We start from the raw sequence: 12,331 nt of genomic DNA on the forward strand, positions 1-12,331 counted from the left end.
TTTTTCTTTGGTTTTGTACTTAGTAATTTTCATAAATATCATTGTCATTTAAATCACAATAAAATATTATCAAAAAGGCTTTTTTTGTTTCTTATACTACGAGGACATTTTTGTTTCTTACATGACATTCTGTGATTTATTATTTTAAATTTAAATAATCTCTTTTTTTATAAATAATATAATTTAACAAATAAATTTAGGAGGAAAAATGAAAATAAAAAATAAATCATTGTTTAATAGTATATTGCTGACATCATTATCACCAATAACCGCATTAGCAGCAGCATGTACTAACGATAATAAGGGGAAAAAAGGTGACGAAAATGTCAACAACCATGAGGTTACTAAAAAACTAGCTGATAGCAAAAATGAATTAACTAGATTAGTGCAAAGACTAAATACCGAAACATCTTTTCCTGAAGCAAAATATGATGATTTGAGTAAATTAATCAATCAATTTATTGAAAAAATGAACAATTTCAATCAATTAAGTGACAACGATAAAAAAATGTTGCTTAATAGTTTAACAAATGATGTTCAATCTTTTAAAAACAGATTTAATTTTGTCAAAAATATCAATGTTTATTTAGGTGTGTTAAACAAAATTAAAGCGGATTCTAATCAATACAGTAATGATGAAGGTTTTCAAAATTTACTTAATGAAGCACAACTATTGGTTGAGTCAAATGTTGAAAAAGCATTAAACTTATCAATTTCGCACACTGAAATTAATTCATTGTCGAGTGCTATGGCAAAATATCCAGCAGACTTAAATACAAAATATAGTAAATTTAAAAACAAATACAGTGAAGAAAATAGAGAGAAAAATACTGTAAATTCATACATAAATTCAGTAAAAAATCAAATTGAATACTTAACACAAATTAAAAATGAAACTTTAAAAAATGAAATTAGTTCAAATTTAAATCAATTTATTCTTAAAACAGAACAACCAAATAAAACATCAGAAGAAATAAAAGAATTAAGAAAAGAAATTGTTAATATTTACGAACAAAATGAAGTAAAAATCAATAAAAGCATTCAAGTACAAAATGCATCTGAAAATTTAAGTGTAAATGAATATTCATATGTCAATTACTTTCCGGAATATGACGTTAAGTCAGCAAAAATTTCTTTATACAAAGAAACTAATGAAGTTGTTCCTTATGTTGGTTTATTAGATATCATCTATAAAATGAATGGTGTGTATCAAAGTAATAAATTTAAGTTATTATCACACGAAGGCAATTTGTGAACATTTAGAGTTGCTGACCAAGTAAACATAAAAGTTAATACTGACACTGGTGTATTCGAAGCTGATTCACCATACTTTTCGAGAATCACCGAACCATTGCAAGGTATGGATTATTTACAATTTTTAAATTCAAAAAATTCACAAACTCATCAAGGTAAACCAAAAGTTACTTTTAATTTAAAAGAAGCTGGACTTAAATTTATTAACAAACAAAATGATTTATTAATTCCTCTATCTATTTTCAATATCTTATTCAATTCGCCAAATTATTACAACCTTTATTTTGAAGGACAATATATTTATGGTGTTTCAATGTATGTTGAAGCCGGCAGACCGAATTATGAAACAATTAAAACAAATGCACTTAATGGAGCAAGTCAAACAACTAAGGACAGGGAATATAACTTCAATGTATTAAGATTCTTGCTGAACAATTTTTATGGCTTAAAAGACAGAAAATTTAAAGATCAAAAATGAGAACAAACTATTACCGAATTTGATAAAGATTTATTCTTATCAACTAATACTGTTGACAATAATGAAGCAATAATGAATTTAATTTACACCGATCTAAAAGATAGACACTCATCAGTTCACTCATTGTCTTTTTATAACCAACCTGAACTCCAACCAGATGTTAGAGCCCAAAACCAAAATGCTACTTGACTAACGCCTTATTTATCAACTTTATTTTTACAAAACCAAAAACAAGAGTACTTTAAAAGTCAAAACCTTGATTCAAGAAATTCACTATTTGCAGCTTACAACACAACCGGATATATTATTCCACCAAACTTCACAGTAGGCTCTAAACGAGCAATTGAAACTGAAAATGCTCTTTCCGATACATTTATTTTATTCAAAAAATCAATGGAATTGATTGAAGAAAACAACAAAAAAGCCGATAGTACAAAAATTAAAAATATCGTTATTGATTTATCTCTAAATGGCGGTGGTTTGTCGGCAGCTTTAATCAAAGCATTAGGCTTTTTGACTGATAAACCAATTACTAATATTCAAGTTAATAAATTAACAGGTGCATTCACTTTTGAAGAATACGATGTCGATGCAAACGCCGATAACAATTTTGATGATTTAGACGGATATGGCGAAAAATATAAATTCTATATTTTGAGTAGTATCAATACATTTTCATCAGCAAATATAATGACTGGGATTGCTAAAACTAATAATCTCGCAGAAGTTATAGGTCATAAAACTGGTGGTGGGGCATTTTCGATTTTACCGACAACTTTACCTGATGGAACTTCATTGTCAATTTCATCTGTTGAAGGAAATTACACATCTAATAAAGCCTTTGACCAAGTTGATTCGATTTCTGAATTAATCGACATTGAAGGTGGTGTTGAAATTGACGAAAATAGAATGATAGAGTACTCAGATTATTACGATTTACCTTACATTGATTTCCTAATCAATAAATGACAAGGTAATAATATTGTTAATCCACACGGTGAAACAAATCCAAACACAAATCCATATAATATACCAACATTAGAATCGCAAAAAAATTATATTGACTCTTTATTTACTCAGGATACTTACAATATTACCCTTGAAAATAAAGATGCTAAAAGTTTTGTGCATGATAGTTATGCTATTTTACCAACAAGCAACAATAATCAAGATTATAGTCCCTTTAATATTGCTAAATTAAGATTGCAAGATTTGTTCAGCAAATTAAACATTGTAAATTATGACTTGTCAAAATCACCATCCGCAGTTGGTATGTTTGTTAGAGGTATAACTAATAATCAAGTCAAAGTACAAATTCCATTTTTTGAAGTAGGCAGAACTCTACTTTCAAAAACAATTACAATCAATATTAATTCAACAAATTAATGGCAAAATCTAGCAGTGCTAGATTTTTTGTTTATTGTTTTAGCACTCAATGATTGACACATTATTTATAATATGTTAATATGATGAAAAATGAAATAAACGAATTTGTAATTAAATCTTCAATCGATAGAGCACAATTAGTCTGCTATGATTTTGCTCCGCAAACTAACAAACCTAAAATTATCGTCCAATTATGTCACGGGATGATGGAACACGCTTTACGCTATAGCGAATTAGCACAATTTTTAAGTAACAAAGATATAAAAGTTGTTGGCATGGATAATCGTGGACATGGTAAAACCGGAGTTAAAACAGGCGTTTTAGGCCATATCGATGATCAAGATGGAGCAAGAAAATTAATCAATGATATGCACGATTTATACCAATTTTGACACAATAAATACCCAGAAGCAAAATATGTTATTTTCGGACATAGTATGGGTTCGATAATTTTACGAAATTACCTGATTTTGTATTCAAAAAGTCTAAGTGCCGCTATTATTAGTGGCACAAGTGGTTTAGCCGGCCTTAAAGAAAAATTAGGTCTATATATTGCCCAAAAATTTGTCCAAAATGAAGGGGCAAACAGCTATAATCGCTTCATTAATAATTTAGTATTAAAAAATGTCAATAAAAGAGTTAAAAACCCACAGACAAAGTTTGATTGACTAACAAGTGATCAAAGTGAAATTGATAAATTTATGAATGATGATTTATGTGGTTTTTTATGCACTAATAGTTTTTATGTTGACCTAGCACGCTTAGCCATTAACATGGGTAATAAGAAATATAGAGCACTTTTAAATAAAGATTTAAAAATGTTTTTTATTGCTGGCGAAGATGATCCAATTGGAAAATACGGGAAAGGTGTTATTAAAAGCGCCAAATACTACAAAAGTGCAAAATTAAAACATGTGGAAGTTAAAATTTATAAAAAAATGCGCCACGAAATACACAATGAAATCAATAAGAACATTGTTTTTGAAGATCTTAAAACATATTTAGAAAGTCTAATTTAAACAACTCGCAAAATTAAAAATTCTCTTATTTTGGGAATTTTTAATTTTTGTTATTTTTTTTCGTTATTGTCTTAAAATTATATTATGAATAATCTCGCAAATGAATTACGACCACAAAAACTCGACGATATTATCGGTCAGGTCAATAATATAAAATTACTAAAGCAAATTGTTACCAAAAAACTACATACAAGTTTTATTTTTTATGGCGAAGCAGGAACAGGCAAAACTTCTTGCGCAATTGCATTAGCTAATGAGCTAAAGCTCAATTACGCAATCTTCAATGCTAGTATTCATACTAAAAATGATTTAGTGCAATCTATTGAAAATAATGACATTGTTATTATTGATGAAATACACCGCTTAAATAAGAATTTGCAAGATATTCTTCTCTCTTATTTGGAATTTGACAAAATAATTATTTACGCAACAACAACTGAAAACCCTTATTTTAGAGTTAATCCGGCGGTTAGAAGCAGAATGCAAATTTTGCAGTTTCGTAAATTGGAAGAAGAAGAAGTTTTTAACGCAATTAAAAAAGTTACAAGCAAAGTTTATCCTGAGTTAAAAATCAGTGATAAAAATTTAAAAATATTAGTAAAACATTCCTCCGGAGATTATCGTTTTTGTTTAAATAACTTACAAATGTTGGCGATTCTCAATAATGGCGAAGAAGTCGAAGAAGATACAATTAAAACTTTGATTCCTAATGTTAATTTTTATTCAGATATGGACGCTGACGCACACTATAATAATTTATCTGCATTTCATAAATCGATGCGTGGCTCTGATGTTGACGCTGCTTTGTACTACGCAGCATTGATTTTGAAAACTGGCGATTATCAAGGCCTATTTAGGCGTATAACAGCGATAGCTTATGAAGATATCGGTTTAGCTGATCCTAACATCGCCTTGCGTGTTGAAGCTGCAATGAATGCGGTTGAAAGACTAGGTTTTCCGGAGGCTAATTTACCGATTTTTTATCTTGTTAGCTATATTGCTCTTTCGCCTAAAAGTTCAACAACTTACAAAGCAATGAAAAAAGTTCAAAGTTTTATTGATCAAGGTAATATTTACGATGTGCCAAGTATTTTACGAGAACGTGCATACGCATCAGCTGCAAAATTAGGTCATGGTGTTGGCTATAAATACCCACATGATTACCCAAATTCGTGAGTAAAACAAACATATTTGCCAAAGAAAATACAGAATGTTAAATTTTTTACTCCTGGCGAAAATGATGCAAAAAAAATAGTTGATTACTATAAATTAATTGAGAAATGGAAGGAAGAAAAATAATGAATATAAATTTTGATGAAATCAACACTCTTGAAGAGTTAAAAATTGCTAAAAGCAAAATTTATTCAAAGGATGGCGAAATTTTTAAATTACAACTACAATTAAAATCAGCTCCGGTCGAAGAGAAAAAAATAATTGGGCAACAAATTAATAAATTAAAAACCGAATACGAAAATCAATTTGAAAAAGCAGAAAAAAGAATTGAAGAATTACGTATTCAAAAAATAGTTGATTCTTCACGCATTGATGTTAGTGAACCATTATTAGCAAGTGGTTCTTTACACCCTATTACTATCATTGAAAATAGATTACGTGATTGATTTATTCAAAATGGTTATTTTGAATCAAAGGCAGGCGAAATTGTTTCAGATTATTATAATTTTGAAAAATTAAATATTCCACCTGATCATCCTGCTCGTGCAATGCAAGATTCTTTATACTTAAACGCCACAACTCTTTTAAGAACCCATAATACTGGTATAAGTGCTGTTGAATTAGAAAAAAATGTGAATAAAACAATGAATAATTTTGCAATCGGTAAAGTATACCGTAACGATGAAGACGATGCTACTCACTCGCACCAATTTACACAATTAGATTTTGTTAGCGTGGGTAATGTGAGTTTTCCTAACCTTATTTGAACTCTTAAATCTTTACTTTCGTATGTTTTTGAAGAAGAAGTTGAACTAAGATTGCGTCCAAGTTTTTTCCCATTTACTGAACCTAGTGTTGAAGTAGATATATTTTACAAAGGGAAATGAATTGAAGTTTTAGGTGCGGGAATGCTGCATCCGAATGTGATGAATTTAGCCGGCTATGATTCGAAAAAATTTAATGCCTTTGCAGCTGGTATCGGTATTGAAAGATTGGCTATGATTAAATACGAAATTAAAGACATTCGCGAATTCTATAATAATGATTTAAGAACACTAAATCAGTTCAATGGCGAATAAATTTACTGAATTTTTACACAAAGAACAACAAAAAGATTATTTTATAGAATTAAAGCAAAAACTAAAACTTGAACAGGAAAAATACATAATTTATCCAAGCGACAGCGATCGTTACCGAGCATTAGAATTTTTTGAACCTGAGGATGCAAAATTAATTATTTTAGGACAAGATCCTTATCATTTGCCAAACCAAGCAGATGGCCTGGCGTTTAGTACTAAACAAAACCAGTGTCCACGCAGTTTAGCTAATATGATTAAAGAATTGTTAAAAGATTATCCGCAAGCAAAGATTGAAACATTTAGTTTAGATTCATGAGCTAAGCAAGGAGTATTACTTCTGAATACAGTTTTGAGCGTGCGTGAAAAAGAGCCTAACTCACATAAATATTTAGGTTGAGAAAAATTTGTACTTAATTTATTGCAATTTGTGTATGAAGCCAATAGTAATGTTCTCATTGCCTTATGGGGCAATCAGGCCTTAAAATTTGTGCAACCGCTAGTTGATTCAGGCGTAATTAATGCAAAAAATATGATTGTATGTTCACACCCCTCTCCTCTATCATATTCAAGGGGAAAAGTGAGTTTTAAAGACTTTAATTTTTATAAAAAAGTCAATGCAAAACTGCTAAATCCAATAGATTTCAGTATAAGAAAGGAAAAATAATGATTATTACATTAAAAGAATTAAATAAATTCCTACCTAATAAACATTTAGATTTAAGTGTAGAAAAAGATATCAATAATTTAGGATATGAAGTTGAATCGATAACTCCGTTAAGCAAAGTAAGAGGCGTTAAATTTGCTAAAGTTATTAATGTTTATCCCAACCCGAATTCAAAAAATTTGACTGTAGTTGAACTTGAATTAGATAAAGCGAAAAAAATTACTATTCAAACAAACGCAAAAAACGCAAGAGTTGGTGCCTATACTACTGCCTTTGTTGAAGGTTCAACTAATGGTGAAATAATCTTTGGTAGCAAAAAAATGGCGGGTATTGAATCGCAAGGAATGTTGTCAAATTTTAACGAATTAGGTTTTGACATTTCTAAATTACCATTTAACGAAGATGATTTAATGATGTTAGATGAACAATTGCCTTTAGATGCCGATCCGGTTGAATATTTTGGTTTAGATGATTACATTATTGACATCACAACACCGGCTAATCGTTCAGATGCCAACTCATATTATGTTTTAGCCAGAGAATTAGCAGCATACTACAATACAGAATTCAATTGATTTGACTGAGAAAACAAGAAAATTAAAGAAAAATTCAAAGCTCACATCACTGCAAAGAAAAATGATCAAAATGCTTTAGCATTAATGGAATTAAAACACAAAAACAACAAAACTTCGTTATTAGATATGTTGTTTTTGGCTAAACATGGTGTTGATGCCAAAGGAATTTGAGCAATTGATGTAACAAATTTAACATTGCTATTTACAGGTGCTCCTACTCATGCGTATGATAGAAACAAAATTGGCTCACGTGTTTCTACTCAAATTTATTCAGGGGAAGTAGAAGTATTAGGCAATAAAGTGGTTGAAGTTAAAAACGTTTTAGCTATTCATGACCACAAAAAAGTTATTTCGTTAGCTTCACTTATTGGAGCACAAAATTCAGCAGTTGATGAAAACACAAATTTTGTTGCTTTTGAAATCGGTTCTTTTGATCATAAATTAATTCGTCATGGTGCTAAAGAAATTAAAATGGAAACTAGTTCAAGTATTCAAGCGGGCCGTGTTGTTAGCACCCAAATGGTGCGCTTAGGTATGCAATATTTACGATATAAAGCCCATCAGGATAAAAATCAATTTAGCAATGTTGTCGGTTTACCGGCTGCTAAAAAAGGCGTTTCTGTTTTGCAAAACCGTAAAAAATTAGCTATTTATGCTAATTGCGAAATCGGAGAGTTGAAAAAATTTGCTAATGTAGAAAAGCAATTATTAACTATTGGTTTCAAAATGGACAAAAACAGAATTACTGCACCGAATTATCGTCGTGATATATCAAATTATGAAGATATTATTGAAGAGTATTTTAGATTTTATGGCTATGATAATTTCAAACCAGTTGCCCCCAATTTAGTACCTTTTAAAGTAGCTCAACGTGATATTTCAAAATCATTATTGCAAGCAATGGGCTATAGCGAAGTGAGAACTTTTACATTAGAGAGTGCACAAAACAATTGATTAAATCCTTTTAAATATGATAGCGAAGTTAAACTTGAAACATTTGTTTCTAAGGAGCGTGAAGTTATTCGAAATTCAATCATTACTTCAATGTTGCAGGTCGTTGAATACAATTTCAAACGCAAAATTGAGAAAATCAATATTTTTGAAAAAGGAATGATTAATTACAATGATTATGCAGTCGGTTTAGTTTCGAATACTAAAACATATAGCCAAATTAAACAAGACATATTCAATTATCTTAAACAAAATACACTGAAATTTGTTCCTTTTGTTGATGATGAACACATTAATCCTAATGTTTCAGCAAAAATTATTTTAGACAACAAAATGATTGGCTGAATTGGTAAAATTCACCCTCGTTATTCTAATTTAGATGTTTGAGTTGCCGAATTTAAAGAGCCAACAAATACTGAAAAAGTAACATTCAAACCTTACAATAGCAATCCTTTAAAAACATTAGACATCACATTCGAACTTGCTAAGGATGTTTCTATCGGCCAAAATATTGATGACATTAAAGATAACTTCAACGTTTTTGCTATTCAAAAAATTGATGAATACCATACTGAAAAAACTAAAAAAATCACACTAAGAATTAGTGCTGAAGGTGAAACTATTGAACTACTTAATCAAAAATACAATTAGAGGTAAAAATGTATAAACTTATTGAACTTAATGACAAAGAGATTGAAAAAGCTATTAATAACGAAGTTAAAAGACAAAATGAACATATTGAGTTAATTGCCTCGGAAAATTATGTTTCGGATGATGTTTTAAAAGCAACAGGGAGCGTTTTAACAAATAAATATGGTGAGGGTTATCCTGGTAGACGTTACTATGGTGGTTGCGAAAATGTTGATATTGTTGAACAATTGGCTATCGATAGATTAAAGAAACTATTTGGTGTCAAATTTGCTAATGTGCAACCTTATTCAGGCTCTGTAGCTAATGCAGCAGCCTTAGCTTCAATTGCTCAGCCTGGTGCTAAAATAATGGGCCTTTCTCTTAATTCTGGTGGTCACTTAACACATGGTTATAAAATCAGTTTCAGCGGAATTTTTTATGAATCAGTTTCATATGAAGTTGGTCAAGATGGTGTTTTAGATTATGAGGCAATTAAGGAATTGGCAATTAAAGAAAAACCAGCAGTCATAATATGTGGTTATTCAGCATACCCAAGAATTGTAGATTTTAAAAAATTCAGGGAAATAGCTGACGCTGCCGGTGCTAAGTTAATGGCAGATATTGCACACATTTCAGGTTTAATTATTGCTGGCGTACACCCTTCGCCAGTTGGCTATGCTGATATTATTACTTCAACCACACATAAAACATTGCGTGGTGCACGTGGTGCAATAGTAATGACTAATGACGAAGAAATTGCTAAAAAAATAGATAGATGAGTATTTCCGGGATACCAAGGTGGTCCACTATTTCATGCAATAGCTGGTAAAGCTGTTGCTTTTGGTGAAGCGCTAAAACCCGAATTTAAAACCTATGGTGAAAATATCGTCAAAAATGCCCGTATTTTTAGTGAATGATTCATTTCGAGAGGTGTTGAAATAGTTTCCGGTAAAACTGAAAATCATTTATTTACCATCAATGTTTATAAAAGCTATGGCTTAACCGGTAAAGACGCAGAGAAATTGCTAGGTTTATTCAATATAACTGTAAATAAAAATACGATACCTAATGACTCATTAAGTCCGATGGTGTCTTCGGGCATTCGTATCGGTGTTGCAGCAATGACCTCGCGTAACTTCACTAAATGAAATGAATTGGCATCAATCATTGATTTTATTTTACGAAATCATGCTAATATAACTCAAAATGAAACTTTATTCACTGAATATAAAAATAAAGTAATTTCCCTAACGAAAGAATTCCCAATTATTACACAATACTAACAACAATATAATAAGCAAAATCCAGGTAAAATTACCTGGATTTTTTAAATAATTTAACATTATTCAAACACTAATTCGGTAGCAAAACCGTGATTGTGGAAGACATATTCAGTGTCGCCATTAAATACGACATCAATTAATTCTGGATAGTCACTAAACGGATTTCTATTTTGTTGGTGTTGATATATTCCGTTATTTCTATCTAAATCAAATTGGGTAATTGGGTCAAGTTTAGATCATCTTAACATAGTATCCAAAAATGGTTTTCTAATCGAGTTTCCATTTCTTGAATCGAAAAATCTATTGCTTGATTCGTTGTTTGTGATGTTTTTATCTTGATATGTGATCGCAAAGTATAAGAATGCTCGAGCAACATCACCTTTAAACTCGTTAATTACTTCAGTAACAGGTTGGCCATCTTCAACACTAGTCCCGACTTTTGTTCCGTTTTCAGAGGTAAATGTAGCACGACTAACTTCACCATAAGGATAATTTCCGTGCGCTTGGTTTACTGTCGCATCTGTTGGTCAAACATGGTGTGCATCATTACGCATTGGCGAAGCCTTACTAAATCATGATTGCGCAACTAAGTGCTCTCTATTTCAACCTTTACCTTCATAACCAGAACCGCCTGTGTTGTTGAAACCATAAATGTGTGGATCATTTCCTTGCGGATCTTCTTCGTAAATATCCATTAGTGAATTATCTTTTTCATAGTATTTATCGACAAATGAATTACGATATGTCGCATACAAATCATTATAGTTTCCGGTCGTATCTCGGTGCATTTTTTGTAAATTAATTAAGGCATTTATCAATTCTTGGCCACTTTTTCCTTCTAAACTTTGGTAAAAATTACTTTCGACATATTTAATGCTTTTGGCAGTTTTTATTGACGGAGCTACTAGATTTTCATAAACTCCATCTTTCGTTTTTCTTACTGCTACGCTTTTTTCCTCACCGGTGGTTGTTGTGTTTGCATCTGTATTGTCGTTATTATTTGCACTTGAATTGGCCGAGTGATTTGTTTGTTTTGTTTCGTTGTCTTTGATACCTAATGTTGAATTATCTCTAACAAATTTAGTCTGGTAAACTTGGGTAGAAATTAATGGATTTTGTCCTTTAATATATTTTGATGATTTGTAACTTAAAATTATTTCATCATCGGTTATTTGGTATTTAATTTCATCATTATTTTTATCGCCTTGATTAATATCGGGCGAAGCGATGTTGAAAAATTTAGGTGGAGTATTTTTAAATTCAAATACTGTTTTTGCGCTTGATCATTCATTTCTTGATGGTCTATTTTCACTCACAACTAAAGCATTTTTTAAAAATGAGTAAAATAGTTTCTTACCATTAATTAAATTAATGATATTTTCATTAACTTCCGCAGAAATTTTTAATGCGTTATTTAGATTTAAAGTTCAACTTGCAAAAGATGGGTCTTGAGAAGTTAACTCTTTTTCGTTATTAACAGTATTATTTTGTGCATTAGAATCAGAATTAGTTTTCGAAGCGGGCTTTGCGGGGTTAGATTTTTGATTATCTTGTTGTTTTTTTCCTTGACAAGCTGCAACGCTTATCCCACTTAATAGTGTAGTTGTGATTAAAGACGGGTATAATAATAGTTTTTTTTGTAATTTTTTCATTTCTTCCTTATTTTAAATATTTTTGAAAATATGTTTTCATTCGATTTTGCATCAATTTAATGGATCGGTAAAAAATTAGTGTGTTAGCTGAAAACCTAACTAGTTAATTTTTGATTAATACCATTATACCTAATTTTTTTCAGAAATTTTTAAGATTTTTGCGTTTTAAAAACTGGTGCAAAAAAAT

The 12,331-nt window shown here is 30.4% G+C and carries 8 protein-coding genes; 7 read left to right on the forward strand and 1 reads right to left on the reverse strand.

All coding sequences use genetic code 4. The features are described from left to right. Positions 1 to 208: 208 nt before the first annotated feature. The 7 genes from NXS15_RS03640 (at position 209) to glyA (ending at position 10,492) form a co-directional block, all read left to right on the forward strand. On the forward strand, positions 209 to 3,118 hold the full coding sequence (locus NXS15_RS03640) for a S41 family peptidase (protein ID WP_259290506.1): 2,910 nt from the start codon (positions 209 to 211) through the stop codon (positions 3,116 to 3,118). 80 nt (positions 3,119 to 3,198) lie between these two features. After that, a complete protein-coding gene (locus NXS15_RS03645; protein WP_259290507.1) occupies positions 3,199 to 4,137 on the forward strand; it encodes a lysophospholipase in 939 nt (312 codons plus the stop codon). 84 nt (positions 4,138 to 4,221) lie between these two features. Next, complete coding sequence (locus NXS15_RS03650; RefSeq protein WP_259290508.1) at positions 4,222 to 5,436, forward strand: replication-associated recombination protein A; 1,215 nt, start codon at positions 4,222 to 4,224, stop codon at positions 5,434 to 5,436. Next, positions 5,436 to 6,389, forward strand: coding sequence for a phenylalanine--tRNA ligase subunit alpha (gene pheS / locus NXS15_RS03655; RefSeq protein WP_259290509.1), 954 nt, complete (start codon positions 5,436 to 5,438; stop codon positions 6,387 to 6,389). The genes NXS15_RS03650 and pheS overlap by 1 nt, the downstream gene beginning before the upstream one ends. Further along, on the forward strand, positions 6,379 to 7,053 hold the full coding sequence (locus NXS15_RS03660) for a uracil-DNA glycosylase (protein WP_259290510.1): 675 nt from the start codon (positions 6,379 to 6,381) through the stop codon (positions 7,051 to 7,053). The genes pheS and NXS15_RS03660 overlap by 11 nt, the downstream gene beginning before the upstream one ends. Next, positions 7,053 to 9,230 carry a phenylalanine--tRNA ligase subunit beta gene (locus NXS15_RS03665; RefSeq protein ID WP_259290511.1) on the forward strand — a complete coding sequence of 726 codons (2,178 nt, stop codon included), beginning with the start codon at positions 7,053 to 7,055 and terminating at the stop codon, positions 9,228 to 9,230. The genes NXS15_RS03660 and NXS15_RS03665 overlap by 1 nt, the downstream gene beginning before the upstream one ends. 8 nt (positions 9,231 to 9,238) lie before the next feature. Continuing rightward, positions 9,239 to 10,492 (forward strand): serine hydroxymethyltransferase, encoded by a 1,254-nt coding sequence (gene glyA / locus NXS15_RS03670; protein ID WP_259290512.1) that lies wholly within the window; start codon positions 9,239 to 9,241, stop codon positions 10,490 to 10,492. Between the two features lie 59 nt (positions 10,493 to 10,551). Here the strand turns inward: glyA and NXS15_RS03675 are convergent, their stop codons facing one another. Beyond that, positions 10,552 to 12,144 (reverse strand): endonuclease, encoded by a 1,593-nt coding sequence (locus NXS15_RS03675; protein WP_259290513.1) that lies wholly within the window; start codon positions 12,142 to 12,144, stop codon positions 10,552 to 10,554. Between the last annotated feature and the right edge of the window lie 187 nt (positions 12,145 to 12,331).

This window comes from Mycoplasma sp. CSL7475-4 (assembly GCF_024834065.1).
Classification (GTDB): Bacteria; Bacillota_I; Bacilli_A; order Mycoplasmatales; family Metamycoplasmataceae; genus Mycoplasmopsis.